At 69.9% G+C, this 24,837-nt stretch carries 24 protein-coding genes; 15 read left to right on the top strand and 9 right to left on the bottom strand.

The window, feature by feature from the left end; translation table 11 throughout:
• Positions 1–77: 77 nt before the first annotated feature.
• Together QJS31_RS07330 and QJS31_RS07325 are read left to right on the top strand one after the other, a co-directional pair.
• Entirely contained in the window at positions 78–1,271 is a 1,194-nt protein-coding gene (locus tag QJS31_RS07330) for a Fic family protein (RefSeq protein WP_306356263.1), read from the top strand.
• A 45-nt stretch (positions 1,272–1,316) separates the two neighbouring features.
• Positions 1,317–1,655: a helix-turn-helix domain-containing protein gene (locus QJS31_RS07325; RefSeq protein ID WP_282784717.1), complete on the top strand. Its 339-nt coding sequence runs from the start codon at positions 1,317–1,319 to the stop codon at positions 1,653–1,655.
• 15 nt (positions 1,656–1,670) lie between these two features.
• Here QJS31_RS07325 and QJS31_RS07320 read toward each other — a convergent pair whose 3' ends face one another.
• On the bottom strand, positions 1,671–3,107 hold the full coding sequence (locus tag QJS31_RS07320) for a hypothetical protein (protein ID WP_306356262.1): 1,437 nt from the start codon (positions 3,105–3,107) through the stop codon (positions 1,671–1,673).
• A 331-nt stretch (positions 3,108–3,438) separates the two neighbouring features.
• On the opposite strand from QJS31_RS07320, the gene QJS31_RS07315 reads away from it, so the two are divergent.
• Complete coding sequence (locus tag QJS31_RS07315) at positions 3,439–4,269, top strand: SDR family oxidoreductase (protein WP_282783207.1); 831 nt, start codon at positions 3,439–3,441, stop codon at positions 4,267–4,269.
• Between the two features lie 61 nt (positions 4,270–4,330).
• Here the strand turns inward: QJS31_RS07315 and aztD are convergent, their stop codons facing one another.
• From aztD to aztB, 3 genes are read right to left on the bottom strand one after another with little or no spacing between them, the layout of a single operon-like run.
• The gene (gene aztD / locus QJS31_RS07310) at positions 4,331–5,503 is read right to left on the bottom strand and encodes a zinc metallochaperone AztD (RefSeq protein WP_306356261.1); all 1,173 of its coding nucleotides are present in this window, start codon (positions 5,501–5,503) and stop codon (positions 4,331–4,333) included.
• Between the two features lie 45 nt (positions 5,504–5,548).
• Positions 5,549–6,451, bottom strand: a complete 903-nt coding sequence (gene aztC, locus QJS31_RS07305) for a zinc ABC transporter substrate-binding protein AztC (protein WP_306356260.1) — start codon at positions 6,449–6,451, stop codon at positions 5,549–5,551.
• A complete protein-coding gene (gene aztB, locus QJS31_RS07300; RefSeq protein WP_306356259.1) occupies positions 6,448–8,451 on the bottom strand; it encodes a zinc ABC transporter permease AztB in 2,004 nt (667 codons plus the stop codon). The genes aztC and aztB overlap by 4 nt, the downstream gene beginning before the upstream one ends.
• 51 nt (positions 8,452–8,502) lie before the next feature.
• On the opposite strand from aztB, the gene aztA reads away from it, so the two are divergent.
• The gene (gene aztA, locus QJS31_RS07295) at positions 8,503–9,219 is read left to right on the top strand and encodes a zinc ABC transporter ATP-binding protein AztA (protein ID WP_306356258.1); all 717 of its coding nucleotides are present in this window, start codon (positions 8,503–8,505) and stop codon (positions 9,217–9,219) included.
• Here aztA and QJS31_RS07290 read toward each other — a convergent pair.
• The gene (locus QJS31_RS07290; RefSeq protein WP_282783197.1) at positions 9,197–10,228 is read right to left on the bottom strand and encodes a ParA family protein; all 1,032 of its coding nucleotides are present in this window, start codon (positions 10,226–10,228) and stop codon (positions 9,197–9,199) included. The two genes, aztA and QJS31_RS07290, sit on opposite strands and share 23 nt — an antisense overlap.
• Positions 10,229–10,373: 145 nt before the next feature.
• On the opposite strand from QJS31_RS07290, the gene QJS31_RS07285 reads away from it, so the two are divergent.
• Complete coding sequence (locus QJS31_RS07285; protein WP_282783195.1) at positions 10,374–11,045, top strand: alpha/beta hydrolase; 672 nt, start codon at positions 10,374–10,376, stop codon at positions 11,043–11,045.
• A 48-nt stretch (positions 11,046–11,093) separates the two neighbouring features.
• Here the strand turns inward: QJS31_RS07285 and QJS31_RS07280 are convergent, their stop codons facing one another.
• On the bottom strand, positions 11,094–11,723 hold the full coding sequence (locus QJS31_RS07280) for a GNAT family N-acetyltransferase (RefSeq protein ID WP_282783193.1): 630 nt from the start codon (positions 11,721–11,723) through the stop codon (positions 11,094–11,096).
• 93 nt (positions 11,724–11,816) lie between these two features.
• Between QJS31_RS07280 and QJS31_RS07275 the strand changes: the two genes are divergently transcribed.
• Entirely contained in the window at positions 11,817–12,638 is an 822-nt protein-coding gene (locus QJS31_RS07275; protein ID WP_282783209.1) for a TetR/AcrR family transcriptional regulator, read from the top strand.
• On the opposite strand, the gene QJS31_RS07270 is transcribed toward QJS31_RS07275, so the two are convergent.
• The gene (locus QJS31_RS07270) at positions 12,635–13,198 is read right to left on the bottom strand and encodes an RNA 2'-phosphotransferase (RefSeq protein WP_306356257.1); all 564 of its coding nucleotides are present in this window, start codon (positions 13,196–13,198) and stop codon (positions 12,635–12,637) included. The two genes, QJS31_RS07275 and QJS31_RS07270, sit on opposite strands and share 4 nt — an antisense overlap.
• A gap of 335 nt (positions 13,199–13,533) precedes the next feature.
• Between QJS31_RS07270 and QJS31_RS07265 the strand changes: the two genes are divergently transcribed.
• Complete coding sequence (locus QJS31_RS07265; protein WP_306356256.1) at positions 13,534–15,036, top strand: leucyl aminopeptidase; 1,503 nt, start codon at positions 13,534–13,536, stop codon at positions 15,034–15,036.
• 140 nt (positions 15,037–15,176) lie between these two features.
• Entirely contained in the window at positions 15,177–15,659 is a 483-nt protein-coding gene (locus tag QJS31_RS07260) for a co-chaperone YbbN (protein WP_306356255.1), read from the top strand.
• A 19-nt stretch (positions 15,660–15,678) separates the two neighbouring features.
• On the opposite strand, the gene QJS31_RS07255 is transcribed toward QJS31_RS07260, so the two are convergent.
• Together QJS31_RS07255 and QJS31_RS07250 are read right to left on the bottom strand one after the other, a co-directional pair.
• Positions 15,679–16,005, bottom strand: a complete 327-nt coding sequence (locus QJS31_RS07255) for an oxidoreductase (protein WP_282786458.1) — start codon at positions 16,003–16,005, stop codon at positions 15,679–15,681.
• Positions 16,006–16,133: 128 nt separating this feature from the next.
• Positions 16,134–16,568, bottom strand: a complete 435-nt coding sequence (locus tag QJS31_RS07250) for a GNAT family N-acetyltransferase (RefSeq protein WP_282786456.1) — start codon at positions 16,566–16,568, stop codon at positions 16,134–16,136.
• A gap of 344 nt (positions 16,569–16,912) precedes the next feature.
• On the opposite strand from QJS31_RS07250, the gene sucB reads away from it, so the two are divergent.
• The 7 genes from sucB (at position 16,913) to QJS31_RS07215 (ending at position 24,836) form a co-directional block, all read left to right on the top strand.
• Positions 16,913–18,676, top strand: coding sequence for a 2-oxoglutarate dehydrogenase, E2 component, dihydrolipoamide succinyltransferase (sucB, locus tag QJS31_RS07245; protein ID WP_306356254.1), 1,764 nt, complete (start codon positions 16,913–16,915; stop codon positions 18,674–18,676).
• A gap of 2 nt (positions 18,677–18,678) precedes the next feature.
• The gene (locus QJS31_RS07240) at positions 18,679–19,572 is read left to right on the top strand and encodes a TIGR01777 family oxidoreductase (protein WP_306356253.1); all 894 of its coding nucleotides are present in this window, start codon (positions 18,679–18,681) and stop codon (positions 19,570–19,572) included.
• 133 nt (positions 19,573–19,705) lie between these two features.
• Complete coding sequence (locus tag QJS31_RS07235) at positions 19,706–19,873, top strand: hypothetical protein (RefSeq protein WP_195143776.1); 168 nt, start codon at positions 19,706–19,708, stop codon at positions 19,871–19,873.
• Positions 19,874–19,961: 88 nt separating this feature from the next.
• Positions 19,962–20,489, top strand: a complete 528-nt coding sequence (locus QJS31_RS07230) for a GNAT family N-acetyltransferase (protein WP_282783318.1) — start codon at positions 19,962–19,964, stop codon at positions 20,487–20,489.
• Positions 20,486–21,307 carry a lipoyl(octanoyl) transferase LipB gene (gene lipB / locus QJS31_RS07225; RefSeq protein WP_282783306.1) on the top strand — a complete coding sequence of 274 codons (822 nt, stop codon included), beginning with the start codon at positions 20,486–20,488 and terminating at the stop codon, positions 21,305–21,307. The genes QJS31_RS07230 and lipB overlap by 4 nt, the downstream gene beginning before the upstream one ends.
• A 163-nt stretch (positions 21,308–21,470) precedes the next feature.
• Positions 21,471–22,445, top strand: a complete 975-nt coding sequence (lipA, locus tag QJS31_RS07220) for a lipoyl synthase (protein WP_282783320.1) — start codon at positions 21,471–21,473, stop codon at positions 22,443–22,445.
• A gap of 189 nt (positions 22,446–22,634) precedes the next feature.
• Complete coding sequence (locus tag QJS31_RS07215; protein ID WP_282783308.1) at positions 22,635–24,836, top strand: elongation factor G-like protein EF-G2; 2,202 nt, start codon at positions 22,635–22,637, stop codon at positions 24,834–24,836.
• Position 24,837: the final 1 nt, after the last annotated feature.

The following is a 24,837-nucleotide window of genomic DNA, read 5'->3' as shown; positions in this document are numbered from 1 at the left end:
CGCCGAACGAACCTGTGAGCAGCATCGCGTCAGGCAACGGGTCCCGATCAGGAGTATCCGACCGAAAGTGCAACCACATGGACTGGCCATCGCATCGGGTTGAGGAGCGTGCCTGGAACCCGCCTCAGCGGCAGGGCTCGAGGGCCGACCGGACGCTCGAGCGTATCGAGGTGTCGATCCCACCTCACATCGCCGGGCTGGAGTACGACCCGGTGGGAGCGGTCGCCCGCGCTCACGAGGCGGCTGTGATCGCGATCGCGCGGCTCGAGGCCGGATTCGGGCGGCACCTGGCCCCGCTGGCGGACTTCCTGCTGCGCAGCGAGTCGGTGGCCTCGTCGAAGATCGAGCACATCGACGCTGGGTGGCGAGCCTTCGGCAAAGCGGTCGCCGGTGGCAGGGCGAGCGATGACGCCAAGGCGCAGCTGGCGGCCGTCGAGGCGCTCGTCGCCATGGTGGATGCCGCCTCCGCGAGGGCCGTCGGCGTCGAAGACCTGCTGACCGCGCACCGGCTGCTGATGGCACCCGACTACTACACGGCCCGGGATTCCGGTCGGTTGCGCGATGTCCAGAATTGGATCGGCGGCAGCGATTACACGCCGACCGACGCGGTACACATTCCGCCCCCGCCGGAACTCGTGCCCGAGTTGATGGCAGACCTGATCGCCTTCGCCAACCGAACTGATCTGCCGATCCTCGCGCAGGCCGCACTGGCGCACGCCCAATTCGAATCGATTCATCCCTTCACCGACGGCAATGGTCGCATCGGCCGAGCTCTCATCAGCGCGGTCCTGCGCCGTCGCGGACTCACCGAGCGCGTGACGGTTCCGCTGGCATCGGTGATGCTCGCGAATACCGGCAGATACTTCGGATACCTCAACGCATTCCGTTCGGGTCAGGTCGACCCGTTCGTCGAGTATTTGTCGCTCGCCGCGATCCATGCCAGCGAAGCGGCGCAGGAATCGGCATGTGCCCTGGCGGCGTTGCCCGCACGGTGGCGGACGATCGCACGGCCACGGGCGAACTCCGCCGATGAGACGCTGATCGCGGCGCTGCTGGACACCCCGATTCTCAATGCCGAGACCGCTCAACGCATCGCGGGCACCACCGACGCCAGCACCTACCGCGCGCTGGGCAGACTGACGGATACGGGGATCCTGGAGGTACTGTCGGAGAGCAAGCGCAACCGCGTCTGGGCGGCTACGGACGTACTGGCCGAGTTGGATGCGTTGAGCGCGGCCATCGGCAAACGCACGGCCGAACATCTCCGGTAGTTCCGGAATATTCGAACGCACCGCCGCGAATACCCAGGAGGACAAATGGCGCTGGAGATTCCGGAGGTGCTGGAGGAGTCGTGTGCCACTCGCCAGGCGTTGGAACGACTCGCGTCCAAGTGGCGGATTCTGGTGATCTACGCGTTGCTGGATGGTCCGCGGCGGCATGCGGAGTTGCGGCGGCGGTTGCCGGGGGTGACGCAGAAGGTGTTGACGGAGACGTTGCGGGGGATGGAGGCGGATGGGCTGGTGGTGCGGCGGGTGTATCGGGAGCGGGCGCCGCAGCATGTGGAATATGCGTTGAGTGAGCTGGGGAAGTCGTTGGAGACGCCGTTGGCGGCTATTTGCGCGTGGGCGGTGGAGCAGGCGGAGTCGGCGGGGTAGCCGACTCCGCGGCGGTCAGTTGCTGGTGAAGCAGAGGGTCATGCCGTTGGTGACGCCTGGTTTGCGGGTCATGCGGGCCACGTAGTCGCCGGGGCATTCGGCGGTGTCGGTGTCGTGGCGGGAGGTCACGCGGACGCTAGCGGCCGGGTCTGAGCAATCGGCCTTCGTCGGCCGGAAGTCGTTGCCCTCGTCCGGCGGGATGACGCAGTCACCGGCCATGGCGTAGCCGACATCGGCGTCGTCGACGGGGCCGACACACAGGGCCACCACCAGATCCGTGGTGTCGTGGGTGTTCATGGTGAAGCCGGTCGCTCCGATGACGCCGAGGCATTCGGGGGCGGCGGGTTCGGTGTGCTGCACGCGGACGGTCAGCACTCGCTCCGCGGCCTCGGGCAGGGTGCACGCGACAATGCTGGTCATGTTCTCGTTGACGCAGTCGCCGGTCTCGGCATTGCCGGTCGAGCTGGGGTCGGCCGCACGGACGCAGAGGACGAGGGCTCGGCCGCCCAGGGATGAGTAGGCGAACGCCTTGCGGACACTGGGGACGTCGTGGCAGGCCCGGTCGGTGACGGGGACCCTGGTGTGCAGTCGGATGGCCAGCACTTCGGCGACGCCGGACTCGGGTGTGCAGGCGACGCGGGTGACCGTCGCACCGCCGTCGGTCACCTTCACGCAGTCGCCGGTCTCGATGGCACCCGGGTCGGCCGTGTTGACGCGGGTGGGAGCCAGGCACAGGACGGTGTCCGGATCGGAGCCCTCGTCGGCGTCGTCGAGAACGGCACGGGTCGCGTCGTCGTACTTCATGCACGCGGATTCCACCGGATAGACCACGCTTTCGCGTGCGACGATGCGGTAGGCGGCATTGATCTGCCCACAGGTGTACTCGACCGGGTCGTCCTGGTCGAGTATCGAGACGCAATCGTCGACGGCCAGGGCGATGGGCTCCGGGCGGGTGAGGACATACGTGGTCGAGATGGCGGCAGCGACGAGAACGACGGTGGCGGCGAGGGCAACCCAGAGCCAGCGACGCGACCGTGGGGGCGGCGTGCCGTTCGTCGTGGGCGGGTAGTGCGGCAGGCCGGAGCCCGCTGGCTCGGTGGCCGCACCCCAGGGATCGTGCGATTGCGGGAACGCCGAACTCGCGTCTTGCGGCTGGTGTCCGTACTGCCCGGCCGGCGGTGGAAGTGGAGCATGCGCGCCCTGCGGCGGGTGACCGACCGGCCCGGCGGGCGGTGGAGCGACCGAGTGCGACGCGGGCGCTGGAACGGCCGGGTGGGGTGCGGGCGGCGGGGCGACCCGGTGCGGCGTGGGCGGGGGCTGCGGAATATTCGGTGACGGCGCACCGGGCACTGCGTCCGGGCGAGGCCAGACGTTCTGCACCTCGGTGGGGTTCTCGTCGAATGGGGATACGGCGGGCGGAATGCCGCTGCCGGATGGTCGGTCGCTGTTCATGGTCGGATGGCCCCTCCCCGGGAACGAATGGACGCGGTGTGTCGCGGATCGAAGATGCGGCTGGCGCGCGCGTAGCAGGCGACACATGCTGTCGCCCGGCGCGCCGGTGATACGGCTGTGCGGATTCCCTCCCCTGATCCGGATGCCGTTCGGAGTCAAACCGCCTTGCGCACCGGTGTATTCATTCCTGTAATGCCGCGACGAGCCTAGCGCCCGTGACGAGAACGACGCCACCCATATCGAAAGCCGGGCTTGCCGCGCGGATTTGACCCGAAGTCGACTCGAGGTTTTAGCGTCGTCGGCAGTTGCTCGTGGACAGAAGGAGAGGGTCGTGATTCTCGTTACGGGAGCCACCGGAGGTATCGGCGGCGCATTGCTGTCGGAATTGCGCAAGGGAGCGGAGCCGGTGCGCTGTCTCACGCGCGACCTCGCCCGGAGCGCGTTCCCGGCAGGCGTCGAGGTGGTGGAAGGCGATCTCGCCGAACCGGTTTCGCTGAAACCTGCACTGGAGGGCGTGCGGGCCATGCTCTACCTGTCGCGGTTCGGGCCGGATCGGGAGATTCTCGAGGCGGCGCGCACGGCGGGCGTGCGGCAGGTGGTGCTGGTGTCGTCGATCACGGTGCTCACCCATCCGTGGCTGGGACCGGCGGCCGAGAACGCGGCCGTGGAGCGGATGGTCGAGGACAGCGGGATGGAGTGGACCGTGCTGCGCCCCACCCAGTTCGCGTCCAACACCCTCATGTGGGCGGACGCCATTCGCGCCGGACGGCCGATCGAGGTGCCGTTCGCCGATATCGCGCTGCCCACCATCCATCCCGCCGATATCGCGGCGGTGGCGCGGCTCGCGCTCACCGATCCCGCACACCGGGGGCAGGCTTATGCGCTGACCGGTCCGGCCCGGATATCGCCGCGTGAGCAGGTGGCGGCGATCGCAGCGGAGCTCGGCCGGGAGATCGAAGTCGTCGAGATCAGCCGGGAGCGGGCGCGGGCGCGCATGGTGGACGTGTTCGGCGCGGACGCGGCGGATGCGGTGCTGGATGTGACCGGCGGGGACGTCAATGACGAACTGCTGCGGGTGCGCGATACGGTCGAGCGGCTCACCGGGAGCGCCGGGCGGACCTATCGCCAGTGGGTCGAGGAGAACGCCGAGGCCTTTCGCTGATCTCGTGCAGAAAAAAGCCGTGCCGAGCTCGAAAGCCCGGCACGGCAAGCGAACTGCCGGATCAGTGGTCGTGGCCGCCGACGACGCCGCTGAGCTCGTTCGGGGTGCCGTCCAGGGTCACCGAGGCCGCGGTGGTGCCCGCGGTCAGGTCGATGCGGTGGATCTGCTTGGTGGCCGGCTCGCTCACGTAGACGTCGTCATCACGGACGAAGATGGCCGGGCGGGGCTGCTGCCACTCCAGGGGCTCCTCCCACGGGGCGATCACGTCGAAGCTGCGGGTCACCTTCGCGGCGACCGGGTCGATGACGTGGATCTTGCCGTCGGTGCCGAGGACCAGGGCCTCGCCCTGCGGGCCGCGGGCCAGCGAGCGGAAGGTGTAGCTGGTGCCGAGCGGGACGAGCTTCAGGCTGGCGTCGCGGGTGTCGATGAGTGAGATCTGCTGCGGGCGTTCGAGTTCGGCGTCCTTGTCCTGCTTGTAGTCGCCGAGGGCGATCGGGGAGGCGTCGGAGCCCGCCTGGTTTCCGATGCGGCCGTACGGGGTGGGGCTGGTGACCTTGGTGATGACGCCGTCGCGGTAGATCAGGACGCCGGTCTGGCAGCCGATGACCACGGCCTCGCCCGCGGTGGTGGATTCGCCGTGCACGCCGGGGCAGTCCTCGTTGCGGGCGATCTCCTTGCGGTCGGCGTCGAGAACCACGATGCCGGTGCGCTTTTCCTCGGTGCCGAGGGTGGTGACCAGTTCGCCGTTGGACAGTTCGATGGCGACGCCGTGGTGGGGCGCGGCGGAGGTGTAGTTCGTGGTGTCGGGCTTGCCGTGTTCCAGGTCGTGCGGGTCGAAGATGGTGACCTCGCCGGTGCCGTCGGTGAACAGCACGGTGCGGTCGGCGTGGCGGACCACGTGACCGGGCTTCGCGCCGGGGAAGGTGATGTCGGTGAGCTCGGCGTGCACGGCGTCGAGGACCTGGAAGCCCTCCTTGGTCGACACCATGACGTGGGTGTCGTCGCCCGCCGGGTTGACGCGGTTGAAGCCATCCAGCCGCACATCGCCGCCGACCTGCAGGGTTTCCCCGTCGAGCAGGTAGATGCCGCCGTCGTAGGTGACCGCGAGAGGGTTCGCGATCTCCGGGCGGGCGGCGGGCTCCGGCTCGTCGGCGCCACAGCCGCTCAGGGCGACTACCGAGGCCAGGAGGCCGGTCAGGGCTGCCGCTGACGCGGCTCTACTGCGGGTACGCATGGTTCGTGCTCCTCATCATGGTTGGTGCGCAACGTGTGTCGACGATCAGCGCGGGGTGAGGCCGGTGACGATGGCCTCGGTGTTGGCGCGCATCATGTCGAGGTAGGTGTCGGCTCCCCCGCCGGGCGGGGTGAGCGATTCGGTGTGCAGGGCGACGACATCGACCGCCACGCCCGCCTGTTCGGCCAGGACGCGGGCCAGCCGGTCCGGCTGGGAGGAATCGGCGAAGATGGTGCGGACGCCCGCCGCGCGGATGGCGGTGGCGAGCTCGGCCAGATCGGAGGCGCTCGGGGAGGCGAGTGCGGTACCGCTGGGGATGATCGCGCCGATCACCTCGAAACCGAATCGCTGTGCCAGATAACCGAAGACGTGATGGTTGGTGACCAGACGGCGGTGATCGAGCGGCAGCGAATCGAAGCGGGCCGTCATCCAGGCGTCCAGGGCCTCGATCTCGGCGCGGTAGCGGTCGACATTGGCGCGGATCAGCGCGGTGTCGACGCCGGGCAGCGCGAGCAGACGCGCACCGATCACGTCGACGGCGGTGCGGACGCGGGCCGGGTCGGTCCAGAAGTGCGGGTCGGGGCCGTCGCTGGTGCGGTAGTCGATCGGGTTCACCTGGTCGCCGACGGAAAGGGTTGGGACACCGGACTCTTCGGCGGCTTCGACGTGGCGCTCGACGCCCTCTTCCAGCCCGAGGCCATTGTGGATCAGCAGGGCGGCGTGGCTGATCCCGGCGGCCTGCTGGGCGGAGATGCCGAACTGGTGCGGGTCCGCACCGGGCGGCATGAGCACGGTGACCTTCGCCGCGTCGCCCACCAACTCCCGGGTGATGTCGCCGAGGATATTCGTGGTCACGACCACCTCCGGGCCGTCGGCGCCACCGGTGCCACAGGCGGGCAGCAGCAGGAGGGCCGCGCAGGCCAGCAGAGTGCTCAGCAGGGATCTCATCGGCCGGTCTCCACCATGTGGTCGGGGGTGATGTCGAGTGCGAAGGTGCGGGCACGACGCAGGTTGTCGCGGTAATCGATCTCGTGAATCGCCTGGGCGGCGGCATCGTTGACGTAGGCGCGATTGGTGTCGACCTCGATGACCGGTGGCGAGTCGGCCGCGATCGGCCCGGAGAGTAGTTGCGCCCGTGCGGTTTCCGCGCCGGTGCCGGGGTCGTAGGCGTGCAGCACGCCGTCACCGGTCAGACCGAGGATCGCGCTCCCGGCACCGGCGGTGTTGGCGGCCAGCACCGGCCCGGATTCGATGAGACGCCAGCTCCGGGCGGCGATGTCGAGCACCCAGATGCCGCGCTCCCCGGCGATCGCGGTGAGGGTGGTCGAACCCGCGCGATGGGTGAAGCGGGCTGCGCGCTCGGCGGCGGGCACCGGCTGCGGATAGGGGATCTCGGTGACCGAGAACCGGCCCGCGTCGGCCGCGACGAGCAGCGCGCCGTCCGCACACCCGAGGACGACTCCCCGGCGGGTGACGGCCGTACCGCTCGGCGCGGAGCACTGCCCGGCGAGTGGTGTGACCTGCGCGCCCTCGCGGGTGCGCACCTCCACACGTCCGGTGGCCGACACGGTGACGAGGTGCTCGGCGTACGGGATCGCGAGCCCGTCCACGCTGTCGCGTTCGGCGATGACACCGGACTCCAGTTCCGCGCGGTCCAGCAGCAGCGTGCTCGACGCGCCGATCAGCGCGATGAGCGCCGTATCGCTGTGCACGGCGACCACTCCCCCGTGCGGCACCTCGCCGATATCCCGGACGGCCGCACGGTAGTAGTGCACGTGATCGCCGTGGTCGACGGTCCAGCCGCCCCCGTCCAGCACGCCGGTGGCGGCGGCGGTGAGCGGGAAACCGAAGCGGTCGTCGCCCGCGAGGCCGACGATTCCGGGCATCCGGTCGAATTCGGTGGTCTCCTCGGTGATCAGATCGATCACCCGCAGCTCACCGCCGGAGCCCGCGACCACCAGCCGCGACTGCACCGAGTCCGTTTCCTCGGCGCCCTCGATGTAGCCGTGCGGCACCTCGGCGGGCGGTTCCGGTTCCCCGGGTGCGGCGCACCCGACTAGCACCATCGACAGCGCCGCCAGCAGCACCAGGGCATTCGCACTCGGGGCGGGCAGCCGAATGGCGCGCGCCGACAACGCGATACGCAGCCGGGAGGCGGCGGCCGACAGGAAGAACAGCCCGACGGCAACGGCGGCGATGGTGGCTCCGGCCGCCGTCCCGGCATACCAGGACACCAGCAAACCGACGAAGGTGGCGATGCCGCCGAAGGCGACCGCCAAGGCCATGATCACCGGAATCCGATGCGACCAGTAGGTGGCCGCCGCCGGCGGCGCGATGAGCAGGCCGAAGACCAGCAGCGTGCCCACCACGTGGAAGGACGCCACGATGGCGAGGGTGAGCAGGCCGAGCAGTGCCGCCTGCGCCCAGCGCGGGCGCAGCCCGAGGGAGTGCGCCGTGCGCGGGTCGAAGGCCAGCGCTACGAACGCGCGATGCCCCAGCACCGCGATCACCAGCGAAAGTCCCAGCGCCACCGCGAGATACGCGAGGTCGATCTCGCGAATGGCCAGCACATCGCCGAACAGCAGCGCGGTCACGTCGACGGCGAAGGATTGCGACCGCGAGACGATGATCACGCCCACCGAGAGCATGCCCGCGAACAGCAGCCCGATGGCGGTGTCGGCCGCGAACCGGGTATTGCGGCCCAGCGCCGTCACCCCCGCCGCCATCGCCCCGGCGCTGAGCGCCGCGCCCAGTACCAGGTTGCCGCCCAGCAGGGTGGCGACGGCCACGCCGGGCAGCAAACCGTGGGCCATGGCCTCGCCCAGAAATGCCATGCCGCGCACCACAACCCAGGTACCGGCCAGCGCGCAGATGCCGGAGACGAGCAGTCCGCCCCACAGCGCTCTCTGCACGAAGGACACCTCGAACGGGGCGAACAGCCATTCCATGACACGGCACCTTATTATGGAAATGATTTTCAATACAAGTTAGGTGATGAAGTGAACGATCGCGACACCGCGGCGGTACGGCTGCGAGGGCTAACCGCCGGTTATCGATCCCGAGCGGTGCTGCACGAGATCACGGCCGATATCCCGGCCGGTCGGGTGACCGCGCTCGTGGGACCCAACGGATCGGGGAAATCCACCCTGCTCGGCGTCCTGGCCGGAGTGATCACCCCCTCGGCGGGCACCGTCGAACGCACCGGCGGCCGCCGACCCGCGCTCGTCGTCCAGCAGGGCAGCGTGCCCTCGACCCTCCCGATCACGGTGCGCGAGACCGTGGCCATGGGCCGCTGGGCACATCGCGGACCCTGGCGGCGGCTCACCCGCGACGACCGGCGCATCGTGGCGGACTGCCTGGAGCGGATGGGAATCGCCCACCTCGCCGCGCGGCGGCTCACCGACCTCTCGGGCGGTCAGCGCCAGCGCGCGCTGCTCGCCCGGGCACTGGCGCAGGAAGCGGATCTGCTGCTGCTCGACGAGCCTGCCGTCGGATTGGATATCGAAGCACAGCAACAGATCTCGCGCACGATCCGGGAAACCGCCGCGTCCGGGGTCACCGTCGTGCACGCCACGCACGACCGCGCCGAAGCGCTCGGTGCGGATCACTGCCTGCTGATGCGCGACGGCGGACTCGCCGACTCCGGAGCGCCGGAAACGGTGCTGGCGACGGCCCCGGCGGCCGAACCGACCGCTACCGCCCCCACGCCAGCTTGATCCGGGTGGTGGACAGGAAATCGTCGGTCAGCTCGCGCAGCGCCAGGAACTGACCCCCGGTCCCGTACTTCTGTCGCAGGCTGCCGAAGTCGAGGTACTCCGCCGCCGCCGCGATCTGATTCGATTCCGGAATCCGCGTCGGGAACAGGCGCGGCAGGCTGCGGTCCCGGCGCAGGTCGTCGAGTATGCGCTGATGTACGGCCGAGGAGCGGCGGTATTTGGTGACCACCACGCCCAACTCCTCGATGGGAGCGCCCCACCGCGCCGACAGCTGCCGGATTCGGGCCTGCACCGCCGGAATGCCGTAGGTGGACATGAAATCCGGAATGGTCGGGACGAGATAGCCGTCCGCGATGCGCAGGCCGTTCTGGGTGACCAGGCCCAGGCTCGGCGGGCAGTCGATCAGCACATAGTCGTAGTCGAACAGCACGCCGCTGAGCGAGTCGGCCAGTAGGGCGGTCGGATCCACCGCCCGGACGTGGGACAGATCGTCCTGGAGCGCAATGAGTTTCAGAGAGGATGGCAGCAGGTCCACCGAGGTGACGGTGCGCATGGCGGAAACGCGGGGCTGCACCAGCCCGGCCGCGTCGCGCGGGCGGTAGCCCTCCACCACATCGCCGAACACCGCCGCCAAGGTGTCCGCGCCTCGATCCAGTTCGGCCGCCCGGCGTTCGCCGACCATCATGGTGGTGAGATTGCGCTGCGGATCGAGGTCGATGAGCAGCACCCGCTTGCCGAACTCGGCGGACAGGATCTCCGCCAGGGCCGCCGTGGTGGTCGTCTTGCCCACCCCGCCCTTCAGATTGAAGGTGGCGACCACGTAGGGGCGGGTACGGCCCGGTACCGGGTTCTGCTCCCAGATGCGTTGCGGGCGTTCGAAGTGCAGGATACGGCCGCTCTTGTCGGGCCACGCCCAGTCGAAGCCGTCGGCTTCGGCGAATCCCACCGAGCGCGCACGCTCCCCGGACACCACCTCACCGCGCAACTCCACCAGTTCGAAACCCTTCATCCCATGACCGCCGCGACGATCCGGTTCAGCCTAGTAACCCGGGCCCCCGGCGGCCGGTTACGACACCGGCGGGTTGGAACATCATGCGCTCTATCGTGAGCCAGAACACGAATGAGGATGACCTCAGATCTGCCACAATGCCTCGGTGCGTTATTTCGAGGGTGTGAGCGGCCTGGTGCATTACCGGAGGTGGCCGATCGAAAACCCCAGGGCGGTAGTCGTTCTGCTGCATGGGCTCGGACAGCAGAGCGCCGACTACCACCGGTTCTGTCGCGCGGCCAATCGATCCGGTATCGACGTGTGGGGCATCGACCACATCGGACACGGCCTGAGCGAAGGCGACAGCGAGGCCATGCCGCCCATCGACGATCTCGCGGCCAATGCGGTGCGGCTCACCGCACTGGCGCGCACCGAACACCCCGAGCTACCGCTGATCATGGTCGGGCATTCCCTCGGAGCCGGTACCGCGCTCATCGCCATGCAGGACCGAGGTGCCGTGGTCGACTCGGTATCGGGCGTGGTGCTGCTGGGGTCGCCGGAACGAGCCGCGATCCTGGACGTGCCGGCCCCGCGGGTGCCCACGCTGGTGCTGCACGGCGCGGACGACCGGCGGGCTCCGATCGCACCGATCCGGCGGTGGTGCGCGCAGCGGCCGGGCACCCGGATGCGCGAATTCCTCGATGCCGGACACGATCTGCTGCACGAGCCGGGACACCGCGCGGTCACCGAGGCGATTCTGGAATTCGTCCAGGACGCGGTGCGCCGGACCTCGATGCCTGCCCGACGCGTGCCGGGGTTGCCCGCTGTCGCCGTGTGAAGGCAGCCGACCCCGGCCGCTGGCTCGTGCCTGTGCGGACTGCCGGTCTCAGCCGCGGAACCACATGGGCCGCAGGGTGGGACCGTTCTCCGGCAATTCGATGAGGTCGCCCTCGAGGACGAACCCGCAGCGCGCGTACAGGCGCGAGGAGCGTTCGGTGCTGGCCTCCAGGTAGGCGGGGACGCCCGCCTCGGAGGCCGCCTTCACCCGGTCGGTGACGATGGCGGCTCCCGCGCCCTTGCCGCGGTGCTGCGGCAGCGTCACGATCACCTGTAGATAGCGGTGCGGGAATTCGGTCGGGTGGCTCTGCTCCAACAGGCCCGACAGCGCCCGCAATCGCCGGAAGGGCGGCAGCGGAGCCTGTTCGTACAGCTCACGCATCTGCTCGGCTTCGCGCTGTACGCGCTCCCGGCCGGTGACGGTCTGCCACAGCGAGACCGCCCAGATCTCGTCCCCGGCCCCGGCGACCCACACCTCGTCCTCGCGCATGGTGCGCTCGATCATCTCCGGCGCGTACTGCGCGCGGAACTGCCGGGAGATCTCCGGATGCCCCGCCATGATCCAGCTGAACACCACTTCGTCGGCGGTCGCCTCGGCGAAGACCGCCGCCACCCTGTCGAGTTCGTCCAGGCCCGCGCGGCGGACCGTCGGCGTCGTAACCATCTCCGTCGTACCCATTTCTGTAACCTCCCGATCCGAACGGTGTCCTCGAGGGCCAAGGTATGGCGATGCCGACCGGGTTACGACAATTTCGTCACACTGGATGTCGTGATGAAACCAGAGACGCCGGAGTGTGCGGTGTGCGGCGAGACGATCACGCATCCGCCCCGCGGACGCCGCCGCCGGTACTGCTCACGGTCGTGTCAGGCGCGGGCCTACCGGGCCCGGTCGCGGCCCGTCGCGCCACCGCGCCGCACCCCGCCGCGACGGCTCACCACCGTCGCCGTGGTGCGCGCGGCCGTGGAACTCGCCGATCGGGAGGGCCTGGAGGGGCTGTCCATGCGCCGTCTCGCCACCGAACTGGGCGTGGCAACCGCCAGCCTGTACCGCCACTTCCCTGACCGCGACACCCTGCTCGCGGAGATGGCGGAATTGACGCTCGCCGAAACCCCGCCGCCCCCAGCCGATCTCACCGGCTGGCGGGACGGGCTCGGCTACGAGGCGCTCGGCGAATGGCAGCTCTACCGCCGCCACCCCTGGATGCTGCCGGTGCTCGCGCAGACCCGCCCACCGCTGGGGCCGGCCCTGCTCGATTCCCTGGAGCGCGCCTTCACCGCCCTGTACCGGCCGGGTATGACGCGGGAGAGCATGCTCACCGTCTATCTGTCGGTATCCGGCCTGGTGCAGGGGCTGGCGCTGCTGCTCACCTCCGAGCGCGCCCCACTCGGTCCGCAGACCACCGCCGAGGACGTGGTGGAGATGGTCACCCCCGAATCCCACCCGATGCTCGTGCGCTACTTCGAAACCGATGCCGGGGGCCTCGATCTGGACCTCGACCGGCTGCTCGGGGATTGCCTCGCGCTGCTCTTCGAGGGCATCGCCGCCCGGCACTACCCCACCGAGCACGCGCGCGGCGGAGCATGCAACCGCTAGGACGCCGCGGTCGAGTCCGCGACGCCCAGGTATCGGGATGGGACCTCGGCCACCAGCCAGACACCATTGCCGGTGACGAAGAACTCGTGGCCGTCGCGGTGCATATCCGCCGCCGCCACGGTGAGGACGGCCGGGCTGCCGTGCCGTGTGCCCACGGTGCGGGCGGTGGCCGGATCGGCGGACAGGTGCACGGCATGGCGGCGCATGGGGAGCAAGCCCTGCGACCGGATCAGTGGGAGGTTCGATCGGGCGGTGCCGTGGTACAGCCGCGCGGGCGGCGCGGCCGGGGCGTAGCCGAGATCCACCGGGACGGAGTGCCCTTGCCGCGCCCGGATCCGGGTGCCGCTCGCGTCGAATTCGAAGCGCCGCTTGCTGTTCTGCTCGACGACGAGGTCGAGCTGAGCGCGCGTGAAACCTTTGCCGTGCACGGCCGCCTGTCGTAGCAGCGCCGCGACGGGCACCCAGCCCGCCGCGTCCAGGTCCAAGCCGATGGCCTCGGGGCGATGCCGCAGCCAGTTCGACAGCCGCTTGGACACTTTCACGATGTCCCTGTCGTTCATGGTCCGATCACGGTCGCATACCGAGCGGCGCGGCACCAGGCAATAATGCCGCGCCGCCCCGAACTACCCGCCGGAACTCGGTGCCGGATCGTCGGGCAGCGACTGCACGGTGCAAACCGCGGCGATCGACACGGTGCGGGAAGCGTTGCCGCCCGAGGGTGGCGTGCCCGTGGGCTCGGTGCCGGGTGACGCCACTGTCGACCGCCTATCGTTCAGTCGTGCCTGATCCGAAAAGTCCCATGCGAGGCGTTGCGTTACCCGTCCGCAATTCGACAGCAACCCGAACCGTCGCGCCCGGGACGCCGGTCCGGACGGGGCGCAGTAACGTGGCAGCCATGACAGCTGTTGCAGATCGTTCGCTCGGACCGGAATTGGTACGCACCGTAAGCATCGGCGAGGCCGATGTCCTCGTCATCGGACTCACGAGTTCCGACGACGGACCCGCGATCGCCCCGGCGGACGCGTTCGGCGACGTACTCGATGCCGAGACGCGCGCGACTCTGCTGACCGCGCTCACCGCGGTCGGGGCCAAGGGCAAGGGCGAGGAACTGACCCGGGTGCCCGCGCCCGCCGGACTGGGCGTCGACAGTGTGCTGGCGGTCGGGCTCGGCGCGCTCGACAAGATCGACGCGGAACAGATCCGCAAGTCGGCCGGTGTCGCCGGGCGGGCGCTGAGCGGAGTCGGCACCGCCGTCACCACGCTGTCCGGACTGGACCTGGGCGCGGCGGCCGAGGGCTTCTACCTGGGCGCGTACACCTTCACGCCGTACAAGGGGAAGTCCGCGCCCACGCCGGAGGAGACCCCGGTCAAGCGGGTCGAATTCCTGGTGCCCGATCCGGGATTCGGCGAGGAGGCGCTGTTCCGCGCCCAGGCCGTGGCCGAAGCCGTCGCCACCGCACGGGATTTCGTCAACACCCCGCCCAATGACCTGTTCCCCGCCGAATTCGCCGACCGCGCCGCGGAATTGGCCAAGGCCGCCGGACTCCAGGTGGAGATCCTCGACGAGCAGGCCCTCGCCGACGGCGGGTACGGCGGCATTCTCGGGGTCGGCAAGGGCTCCTCGCGGCCGCCGCGGCTGATCCGCATCACCTACGCGGGCGGCGACAAGAAGGTCGCGCTGGTCGGCAAGGGCATCACCTTCGACACCGGCGGCATCTCCATCAAGCCCGCGCAGAACATGGAGAACATGACCTCCGATATGGCGGGTGCGGCGGCGGTCATCGCCACCACCCTGCTCGCCGCGCGGCTGAGCCTGCCGGTCACCGTCACCGCGACCGTGCCCATGGCCGAGAACATGCCCTCGGCAACCGCTCAGCGACCGGGCGATGTGCTCACCCAGTACGGCGGCACCACCGTCGAGGTGATCAATACCGATGCCGAGGGTCGGCTCATCCTGGCCGACGCCATGGTGCGCGCCGGTGAGGACGAGCCGGACTACCTCATCGACGTCGCCACCCTCACCGGGGCGCAGATGGTGGCCCTGGGCACCCGCACCCCGGGTGTCATGGGCACCGAGGAGTTCCGGGACCGGGTGGCCCGGATCTCCCAGGCCGTCGGCGAGAACGGCTGGCCCATGCCGCTGCCCGCGGAACTGCGCGCCGACCTCAACTCCAAGATCGCGGATCTGGCCAATGTCACCAACCACCGCTGGGGCGGCATGCTCTCGGCCGGACTCTTCCTGAAGGAGTTCGTGGCGGACGGGTTGCAGTGGGCGCACGTCGATATCGCCGGACCGTCGTACAACACCGGCGGACCGTTCGGCTACACCCCGAAGGGTGGTACGGGCGTACCGGTCCGCACGCTCATCGCGACCATCGAGGACATCGCCGCGGAATAGCCGTACCCGCGCGGTGGGGTCGACAGACCCCACCGCGCACGGCAAACCGACTGTCGGACGGCCGATTACGGCCGTGCAATAATCCGGACCGATGCAGTCGACGGGCGGCTCCACGGTCCGGGCCGTTCGGGAGGGATTCAATGGCCACACGCGCGCTGACCCAACAGGACTTCCGCCAGGTGGTGGCGAGCAATCACATAGTGCTGGTGGACTTCTGGGCCGACTGGTGCGGATGGTGCAAGCGCTTCGCCCCCGTCTACGACGCGTCCTCGGTCACCCATCCGCAGATCGTGCACGGCACCGTCAACGGGGAGACCGAACCCGCACTGGCCGCCATGGCCGAACTCACCGGCTACCCGACCATCATGGCCTTCCGCGAAGGGCTGCCGGTCTACAAGCACGCCGGCTACCTGAGCGCCGCGCAGCTGGAAGACGTGGTGCAGCAGGTGCAGTGGATGGATATGGACGAGTTCCGGCGGCAGGCGGCCGAACAACTCCGGCAGCAGCAGGCCGCGCAACAGCAGGCACCCGCCACCGAGACCGCCGCCGCCCCTGCCGTCCCCCGCGCCGGAATCGCGGGCGGGCCGCCCCAGTACGGCTGGCCGGGCCTGCGCACGCGCTGAGCCGAAGCGCGACGACCGTTCAGTCGTCAGCGAGCATGGCCCGCCGCCGCTCGATCCGGCGGCGGGCGTCGTAATCGCGCATCCGTTGCGGATACCCGACCTTGCGCACGTCGTAGACGGGGATGCCGAGCTCACCCGACAGCCGGTGCGCGCCCCGCTCCCCCACCACCCGGCGGGTCCACTCGCCGTCGTGGGCGACCAGCGCCACCGACACGTCCGTCACCGTCGTCCGCGGTTCCACGAACGCCTCCACACCCCGATGGGTGCTCGTCCACTCCCGCAGGTAGGCCAGGTCCGCCGCCCGCGCACCGCCGACGCCACCGCGCAGCCGATCCAGGAATCCCATCCGGCATCCTCCTCTCCGGAGCTTGGAAACGGGAGCCTGGAAACGCTCCCGTCCACTATCGATACTGCCAGCGAAACGCCAGGTGAGACCGGGTGCACCCGAGTCCTCAGCGAATACACAGCCGGAACTCAGAACTCCAATGCCATCCACTGCTCCGGCCGGGCCAGCGGCGTGAAACCGAGGCGTGCGTACACCTCGTGCGCGTCCTGCGTCACCAGCGCGACGCGCCGCACGCCGGTCGGCCGCAGGTGCTCACGCACGGCCGCCACCAGGGCCGAACCGATCCCCTTCCCGCGCACCGACCGGTCCACGTAGACGTCGCAGAGGAAGGCGAAGGTCGCCGAGTCGGTGACCACCCGCGCGTAGGCCACCTGCGCACCCGAGACCGACTCGTACACGCCGAAGTTGAGCGAACCGGCGATGGCGCGGTCCTGATGTTCGCGGGCCCGGCCCAGCGCCCAGTAGGCGTCGCCGGCCAGCCAGTGGTGCACGCGGGCGCGATCGAGGCGGTGGTGGGCGGTGGAGAGTTCGTAGCCCTCGGGCAGCGGCACGGCGTCGGTCATGTCGGAAACATTCCCAGGTGGTGGGAACAGTGGCGACCCGAATTCTCGGGTCACAATGCTCGCGCGCGGTGAGTTGTGACACGCGCGATCGGCTATCACCGCTGCTCGCCGCGTCGCCGTGGCCGCTCACGGCGGCGGTGGCCGTCCCGAGAGGTGGACGCAACGGCCGCCCTGTGACACGCCGCACGCGCGGTAGTGCAAGGATGGGTATCCGGAACAACAACCTACGGATCTCCGGGGCCACAGAATTGGCTGTGGCTGTACGGGACCCCGCGACCCGCGGTGGAGACCCGCCGAGAGAACGAACTGTTTAACCCGACGAGCAGTCAGAGGAGTCAACGGACATGGCCTTCTCCGTCCAGATGCCGGCTCTTGGTGAGAGCGTCACCGAGGGCACTGTGACCAGGTGGCTGAAGCAGGAAGGAGACACGGTCGAGGTCGACGAGCCGCTGCTCGAGGTCTCCACCGACAAGGTCGACACCGAAATCCCGTCGCCTGCCGCAGGAGTCCTGGTCAAGATTTCCGCCCAGGAGGACGACGTCATCGAGGTCGGCGGCGAACTCGGTGTGATCGGTGATGCCAACGAGGCTCCCGCACCCGATTCCGCGCCCGCCCCCGAGGCCGCCGCCCCGGCCGCCGAGGAGAAGCCCGCTCCGGCCCCCGAGCCCGAGCCGGCCCCGGCCGCCAGCGCGCCCGCCCCCGAGCCCGCCGCCGCGTCCTCCGGCCCCGCCGAGGGCACCCCGGTGAAGATGCCCGAACTCGGCGAATCCGTCACCGAGGGCACCGTCACCCGCTGGCTCAAGCAGGTCGGCGATCAGGTCGCGGTCGACGAGCCGCTGCTCGAGGTGTCCACCGACAAGGTCGACACCGAGATCCCGTCGCCCGTCGCGGGCACCCTGCTGGAGATCACCGCACAGGAAGACGACGTGGTCAATGTCGGCGGTCAGCTCGGCGTGATCGGCAGTGGCGCACCGGCTTCCGCGCCCGCCCCGACCCCGGCTCCCGCCCCGGCCCCCGAGTCGAAGCCGGAACCGAAGCCGGAACCCGAGCCCGCTCCGCAGCCCGCCGCCGAGGCCCCCAAGCCCGCACCCGCTCCGGAGCCCGCGCAGAAGCCCGCCCCGGTCCCCGCCGGTGCGACCCCCGCCGAGGAGCCCTCCAGCAACGGTGGCGGCGGACCCTACGTCACCCCGCTGGTGCGCAAGCTCGCCGCCGAGCACGGCGTCGACCTGGCCTCGGTGAACGGCTCGGGTGTCGGCGGCCGTATTCGCAAGCAGGATGTGCTCGCCGCCGCCGAGGCCAAGAAGGCTCCGGCCCCGGCCGCCGCCCCGTCGGCTCCCGCTGCCGCCGCGCCCGCCGCCACCGCGGCCCCGCGTCCGCAGCTGGCCCACCTTCCGGGCACCACCCAGAAGGCCAACCGCATCCGGCAGATCACCGCCACCAAGACCCTGGAGTCGTTGCGGACCACCGCGCAGCTCACCCAGGTGCACGAGGCCGATCTCACCAAGATCGCGGCGCTGCGGGCCAAGGCCAAGAACTCCTTCCAGCAGCGTGAGGGCGTCAAGCTCACGTTCCTGCCGTTCTTCGCGAAGGCCGCCATCGAGGCCCTCGGCGTACACCCGAACGTGAACGCCTCCTACGACCAGGAGAAGAAGGAGATCACCTACCACTCGGTGGTCAACCTCGGCATCGCGGTCGACACCGAGCAGGGGCTGCTGTCCCCGGTCATCCACAACGCCAACGACCTGTCCCTCGCGGGGCTGGCCCGGGCCATCGCCGATATCGCCAACCGGGCGCGCACCGGCGGCCTCAAGCCGGACGAGCTGTCGGGCGGCACCTTCACCATCACCAATATCGGCTCCCAGGGTGCGCTGTTCGACACCCCGATCCTGGTGCCGCCGCAGGCCGCCATGCTGGGCACCGGCGCGATCGTCAAGCGCCCCATGGTGATCAGCGACAACGGCAGTGAGGCCATCGGCATCCGCTCCATGGCGTACCTGCCGCTGACCTACGACCACCGGCTCATCGACGGCGCCGACGCCGGCCGCTTCCTCACCACCATCCGGCACCGGCTGGAAGAGGCGGCCTTCGAAGGCGATCTCGGCCTGTAGCCATGAAGGTCGTGGTGGCCGGGTCCTCCGGGCTGATCGGGACGGCACTGGTCGCGGCACTGCGCCGCGACGGGCACGAGGTGGCGCGCCTCGTGCGCCGTCCCGTGCGCGCCCGCGACGAGTTCTCCTGGGATCCGGCCCGCGCCGACCTGGACCAGCGCGCGCTGCGCGATGCCGACGCCGTGGTGAACCTCTGCGGCGCGAGCATCGGGCGGCGGCGCTGGACCGGCAGCTTCAAACAGGAGCTGCGCGACAGCCGCATCATCCCCACCGATGTGCTGGCCTCGGCGGTCGCCACGGCCGGGGTGCCGACGCTGGTCAACGCCAGCGCCATCGGCTACTACGGCATGGACACCGGTGACCGGGTGCTCACCGAGAGCGACCCCGCCGGAACGGGATTCCTGGCGGCGCTGTGCCGGGACTGGGAGACCGCGACGCAACCGGCCGTCGACGCCGGAACGCGTACCGTGCTGCTGCGCAGTGCGGTGGTCATGTCCGCGCACGGCGGCATGCTCGGCATGCTGCGGCCGCTGTACTCCCTCGGACTGGGCGGCCGCATCGGCAACGGTCGCCAGTACATGCCGTGGATATCGCTCGACGACGAGATCGGCGGCATCGTGCACGCCATCACCCGACCGGCAGTCTCCGGGCCGGTGAACATGGTCGGCCCCGCTCCGGTCACCAATGCCGAGTTCAACCGGGCGCTGGGGCGCGCGCTGCACCGGCCCGCCCCGTTCGTGGTCCCCGCCTTCGCCCTGCGCCTGGCCCTCGGTGAGTTCGCGGACGAGGCCGTCCTGCACGGCCAGCGCGCGATTCCCGCTGTCCTCGAGGAGAGCGGCTACACCTTCACGCATCCCACCATCGGCGCGGCGCTCGCCGCCGTCGGCGACCGCTGACCCTGGCCGGTGCCACCACTGGGGCGTGCCCTGTTTCGCGCGGCTATAGCCGGGTAACCCGCCAGTAGCTACCATGGATAACCCCACGTAAGACCCGTTGCTGCAGGTAAGCGGGCCGCCGAGCGAGACGGGCGTGACCGCCATGTTCAAAACCATTGATGTCAAGTTGATCGCCGGCGAATTGGTTCTCACTCTCGCCATCCTCACCGCCGGGTATTCGATTCCGGACTTCGACAACCCGTTCCAGTGCGTGCCACATCTCGGCGATACCACCGAATTCCTCGCCTGCCTGGACCGATAGCCGGGCGAGAGCGGCGTCACAGCACGGCGCTGGCTACCGTGAACGGGTGAGCGACGCCCTCTCCCCCGCCGTGCTCGCACCGGCCGACCTGCTGGTGCGCGACGCCCGCCCGAGCGATCTGCCGGAAATCCTGGTGATCCACAACCACGCCATCGCCGAGACCACAGCCATCTGGGATACCGAACTCGCCGACCTCGGCGAGCGCACGGCCTGGTTCCAGGCCCGCACCGATGCCGGATGCCCCATCCTGGTCGCCGAGATCGACGGCGCGGTCGCCGGATACGCCAGCTACGGACAGTTCCGGCCCAAGTCGGGATACCGCTTCTCCGTGGAGAACTCCGTGTACGTCTCCGACCGATTCCACCGGCGCGGCGTGGCCACCGCGCTCATGAGCGAACTGCTGGCGCGGGCTCGCCGGGGCGGCGTGCACGCCATGATCGCCGCCATCGAATCCGGCAACACCACCTCCATCGCCCTGCACGAGAAGTTCGGCTTCACCATCGTCGGACAACTGCCCGAGGTCGGGCACAAGTTCGGCCGCTGGATGGATCTGACACTCATGCAACTCGTCCTCGGCGATGGCGTAACGGGCGATGGCGTAACGTCACAGTCGTGAGCGAGCGCACCACCCCCGCCCCGAGCACCCCTGCCGCAACCTCGGCCACCGGCGTCTCGGCCCGCTACGACAGCACGCCGCTGCTGGTCGAGGATCTGGGTCTGATCGACTACACCCTCGCCTGGGACCGCCAGCGCGCGATCGCCGCCGAACGCGCCGAGGGCGTCGGCCAGGACCGGCTGCTGCTGCTCGAACATCCGTCGGTCTTCACCGCGGGCCGCCGCACCGAACCCGAGGACATGCCGATCGACGGCAGCCCGGTGATCGAGGTGGACCGGGGCGGCAAGATCACCTGGCACGGGCCCGGACAGCTGGTCGGCTATCCGATCGTCCGCCTGGCCGAACCCGTCGACGTGGTCGCCTACGTGCGACGGCTCGAGGAGGCCATCATCCACGTGTGCGGGCAGTTGGGACTGCACGCCGGTCGCGTGGCGGGTCGTTCGGGAGTGTGGGTGCCCGCGAACGACTTCCAGCCCGAACGCAAGATCTCCGCCATCGGGGTGCGGGTGCAGCGCGGCGTCACCCTGCACGGGGTGTCGTTCAACTGCAATTCGGCGCTGGACGGTTTCCAGACGATAGTGCCGTGCGGAATCCGCGATGCCGGGGTGACCACGCTGACCCGGGAGCTGGGGCGCGAGGTGACCGTGGCCGAGGTGCGGCCGCTGGTGGCGGAGGCCATCGCGCGGGCCCTCGACGGGGAGCTGCCGGTGAGCGAGCACGTCGTCGCCCGTGAGACCGCCAAGGTGGCCGAGCCGCAGCCGGAGGCGGCGTCGGGGTCGAAGTCCGAGGCGAGCGGTCCGGCGAAAGTCGAGGCCTGAGGGCCCTCCACGAGCCGAAGATCACGAGCGTAGAGTCGAAGAAGTGACCTCCGTCGACACCCCGACATCGAACGACCCGACCGCGGCCGACCCTGCGGCGGGCTCCACGGCATCCGCCGCGTCCGAGCGCGCCACCGCACCCGCGGGCCGCAAGCTCCTTCGCATCGAGGCGCGCAACGCCGAGACGCCGATCGAGCGCAAGCCCAAGTGGATTCGCACCCGCGCCACCATGGGTCCGGAGTACTCCGAACTCAAGGGCCTGGTGAAACGCGAAGGGCTGCACACGGTCTGCGAGGAAGCGGGCTGTCCCAACATCTTCGAGTGCTGGGAAGACCGCGAGGCCACCTTCCTGATCGGCGGTGACCAGTGCACCCGCCGCTGCGACTTCTGCCAGATCGACACCGGCAAACCCAAGGCGCTGGACCGCGACGAACCGCGCCGCGTGGCCGAGAGCGTGCAGGCCATGGGGCTGCGCTACTCGACCGTCACCGGTGTGGCCCGCGACGACCTGGACGACGGCGGCGCGTGGCTGTACGCCGAGACCGTGCGCGCCATCAAGCGGCTCAACCCGCACACCGGCGTGGAGCTGCTCATCCCCGACTTCAACGCCGACCCGGACCAGCTGGCCGAGGTGTTCTCCAGCCGTCCCGAGGTGCTCGCCCACAATGTGGAGACGGTGCCGCGCGTGTTCAAGCGCATCCGCCCCGCCTTCCGCTACGAGCGCTCCCTGGCCGTGATCACCGCCGCCCGCGAGGCCGGGCTGGTCACCAAGTCCAACCTCATCCTGGGCATGGGCGAGAACCCGGAGGAGGTCACGCAGGCCATGCGCGACCTGCACGAGGCGGGCTGTGACATCCTCACCATCACCCAGTACCTGCGCCCGTCGCCGCGCCACCACCCGGTGGATCGCTGGGTCAAGCCGGAGGAGTTCGTCGAGCACTCCCGCACGGCCGAGGAGATCGGCTTCGCCGGTGTCATGGCGGGTCCGCTGGTCCGCTCCTCCTATCGTGCGGGGCGGCTCTACGCCCAGGCGATGAAGCATCACGGCCGTGAGATCGCACCGGAGATGGCGCATCTCGCCGAGGAGGGCACCGCATCGCAGGAGGCCACCTCGGTGCTGGCCCGCTTCGGTTCCTGAGCCGCGACACATTCCTGAGCCGCGCCACAACAGACTCCCGCCACAGCAGACATACGACGATGGCCCGGACAGTGTCCGGGCCATCGTCGTATCCAACGCAAGATGGCGTATCGGCCGATTCGCAGACGCGATCCGCTCGCTGGTGGGAAGCTCGAAGTACCGCACGTGGCGACCAGGGGAGCGAGCCAGATGGTCGAGAAGACGAGTGCGTCGGCAGGCGCGAACGGTAGGGCAGTGACGGCCGACCGGCCGGAGGACATACGCAATGTGGTGCTGGTCGGGCACAGCGGGTCCGGGAAGACCACGCTGGTGGAGGCGCTGGCGGTGGCCACGGGGGCGGTGCCCCGATGTGGTCGGGTCGAGGACGGGACCGCGGTGTCCGACTACGACGACATCGAACAGCGACAACACCGGTCGGTACAGCTGTCGGTGGTCCCGATGGGGTGGGAGCAGTACAAGATCAACCTATTGGACACCCCCGGCTACGCGGACTTCGTCGGGGAATTGCGGGCCGGTCTGCGCGCTGCGGACGCGGCCCTTTTCGTGCTCTCGGCCGCCGCCGGGGTGGAGGGGGTGAGCGGGCCGACATTGGCACTGTGGGAGGAATGTGCCAGAGTCGGCATGCCGCGCGCCATCGTGCTCACCCACCTCGACACCGCGCGCGCGGACTTCGACGAGATGACCGAGACCTGTCGCGACATCCTGGGCGGCGGAGCCGCGGAATCCATCCTGCCGCTGCATCTCCCGGTCTACGGGGAGAAGGCCGCCGACGGCCACCGGCCGGTGCTGGGGCTGATCGACCTGCTCTCCCAGCACGTCTACGACTACTCCGCCGGTGCGCACACCGAAACCCCGGCCACCCCGGAGCAGGTGGCGCAGCTCGAGGAGGCGCGCAACCGGCTCATCGAGGGCATCATCGCCGAGAGCGAGGACGAGACCCTCATGGACCGCTACATCGGCGGCGAGGACATCGACCTCGCCACCCTGGAGGCCGATCTCGAAAAGGCCGTCGCCCGAGGCAGTTTCCATCCCGTGCTGATCGCCGCGCCGCCACCGGAGGGGGCGCGGCAGGGGCTGGGCACCATGGAGATCCTGGAGCTCATCACGCGCGGATTCCCCACGCCCGCCGAACATCCCGTCTCCGCGACCGGCACCACCGGAGGCACGCCCGAACCGCTCGTCTGTGATCCGAAGGGGCCGTTGGCCGCCGAGGTGATCCGCACCTCCTCCGATCCATATGTCGGCCGGATGTCGCTGGTGCGGGTGTTCTCCGGCACGCTGCGCACCGACGACACCGTGCACGTGTGCGGGCACGGGCCGTCCGAGACCACCAATCACGACGCCGATGAGCGGGTGGGGGCCGTCTCCGCGCCGTTCGGCAAGCAGCAGCGGCCGCTCGGTCAGGCCATCGCGGGCGATATCGCCTGTGTCACCAAACTGTCGCGCGCGGAAACCGGCGACACCCTCTCGGCCAAGGACGCTCCGCTGCTCATCGAGCCCTGGGCCCTGCCCGATCCGCTGCTGCCGGTGGCCATCGCGGCGCATTCCAAGGCCGACGAGGACAAACTCTCCCAGGGCCTGAGCCGTCTGGTGGCCGAGGATCCGACGGTGCGGCTGGAACAGAATCCCGATACCCGGCAGCTGGTGCTGTGGTGTCTGGGTGAGGCGCACCGCGAGGTGGCGCTCGAGCGGCTGCGCACCCGGTTCGGCGTGCAGGTCGATGTGGTCGAGCACAAGGTGGCGCTGCGGGAGACGTTCGCCGGCGCCGCCACCGGCCGCGGGCGGCATGTGAAACAGTCGGGCGGCCATGGTCAGTACGCCATCTGCGAGATCGAGGTGCAGCCGCTGCCGGAGGGCTCCGGTATCGAGTTCGTGGACAAGGTGGTGGGCGGCGTCGTGCCGCGCCAGTTCATTCCCTCGGTGGAGAAGGGTGTGCGGGCGCAGGCCGCGCGCGGTGTGGTGGCCGGATACCCGCTGGTCGACGTGCGAGTGACGCTGTACGACGGCAAGGCCCACTCCGTCGACTCCTCCGACGCGGCCTTCCAGACCGCGGGCGCGCTCGCCCTGCGCGAGGCCGCCGCCGCGGCCCGCATCAACCTGCTCGAGCCCATAGCCGAAGTGCTGGTGGTGGTTTCGGACGACTACGTGGGGCCGGTGCTCGGTGACCTGTCGAGCCGGCGGGGGCGGGTGCTCGGCACCGAACCGATCGGGCGCGGCGGCCGCACCGCGATCAGGGCCGAGGTCCCCGAACTCGAATTGAGCCGCTACGCCATCGATCTGCGCTCACTGGCCCGCGGCGCGGCCGACTTCACCCGCCGCTACGTGCGGCACGAGCCGGTACCCGCGCAGCTCGCGGACGGCATCCGCGAGAAGGCCGCATCATCCGCCTGAC

Origin of the sequence: Nocardia sp. CC213A (genome assembly GCF_030766805.1) — a bacterium.
GTDB classification, from domain to species: domain Bacteria; phylum Actinomycetota; class Actinomycetes; order Mycobacteriales; family Mycobacteriaceae; genus Nocardia; species Nocardia otitidiscaviarum.
Note: the sequence above shows the minus strand (reverse complement) of the source record. Positions and strands in the feature narration are given on the sequence as shown.

Excerpts from the sequence above, each read along its gene's own strand:
- QJS31_RS07330 (WP_306356263.1), top strand. The coding sequence starts at position 78 with ATGGACTGGCCATCGCATCGGGTTGAGGAGCGTGCCTGGAACCCGCCT.
- QJS31_RS07325 (WP_282784717.1), top strand. The coding sequence starts at position 1,317 with ATGGCGCTGGAGATTCCGGAGGTGCTGGAGGAGTCGTGTGCCACTCGC.
- QJS31_RS07320 (WP_306356262.1), bottom strand. The coding sequence starts at position 3,107 with ATGAACAGCGACCGACCATCCGGCAGCGGCATTCCGCCCGCCGTATCC.
- aztD (WP_306356261.1), bottom strand. The coding sequence starts at position 5,503 with ATGCGTACCCGCAGTAGAGCCGCGTCAGCGGCAGCCCTGACCGGCCTC.
- aztC (WP_306356260.1), bottom strand. The coding sequence starts at position 6,451 with ATGAGATCCCTGCTGAGCACTCTGCTGGCCTGCGCGGCCCTCCTGCTG.
- aztB (WP_306356259.1), bottom strand. The coding sequence starts at position 8,451 with ATGGAATGGCTGTTCGCCCCGTTCGAGGTGTCCTTCGTGCAGAGAGCG.
- QJS31_RS07290 (WP_282783197.1), bottom strand. The coding sequence starts at position 10,228 with ATGAAGGGTTTCGAACTGGTGGAGTTGCGCGGTGAGGTGGTGTCCGGG.
- QJS31_RS07280 (WP_282783193.1), bottom strand. The coding sequence starts at position 11,723 with ATGGGTACGACGGAGATGGTTACGACGCCGACGGTCCGCCGCGCGGGC.
- QJS31_RS07275 (WP_282783209.1), top strand. The coding sequence starts at position 11,817 with ATGAAACCAGAGACGCCGGAGTGTGCGGTGTGCGGCGAGACGATCACG.
- QJS31_RS07270 (WP_306356257.1), bottom strand. The coding sequence starts at position 13,198 with ATGAACGACAGGGACATCGTGAAAGTGTCCAAGCGGCTGTCGAACTGG.
- QJS31_RS07265 (WP_306356256.1), top strand. The coding sequence starts at position 13,534 with ATGACAGCTGTTGCAGATCGTTCGCTCGGACCGGAATTGGTACGCACC.
- QJS31_RS07260 (WP_306356255.1), top strand. The coding sequence starts at position 15,177 with ATGGCCACACGCGCGCTGACCCAACAGGACTTCCGCCAGGTGGTGGCG.
- QJS31_RS07255 (WP_282786458.1), bottom strand. The coding sequence starts at position 16,005 with ATGGGATTCCTGGATCGGCTGCGCGGTGGCGTCGGCGGTGCGCGGGCG.
- QJS31_RS07250 (WP_282786456.1), bottom strand. The coding sequence starts at position 16,568 with ATGACCGACGCCGTGCCGCTGCCCGAGGGCTACGAACTCTCCACCGCC.
- sucB (WP_306356254.1), top strand. The coding sequence starts at position 16,913 with ATGGCCTTCTCCGTCCAGATGCCGGCTCTTGGTGAGAGCGTCACCGAG.
- QJS31_RS07240 (WP_306356253.1), top strand. The coding sequence starts at position 18,679 with ATGAAGGTCGTGGTGGCCGGGTCCTCCGGGCTGATCGGGACGGCACTG.
- QJS31_RS07215 (WP_282783308.1), top strand. The coding sequence starts at position 22,635 with ATGGTCGAGAAGACGAGTGCGTCGGCAGGCGCGAACGGTAGGGCAGTG.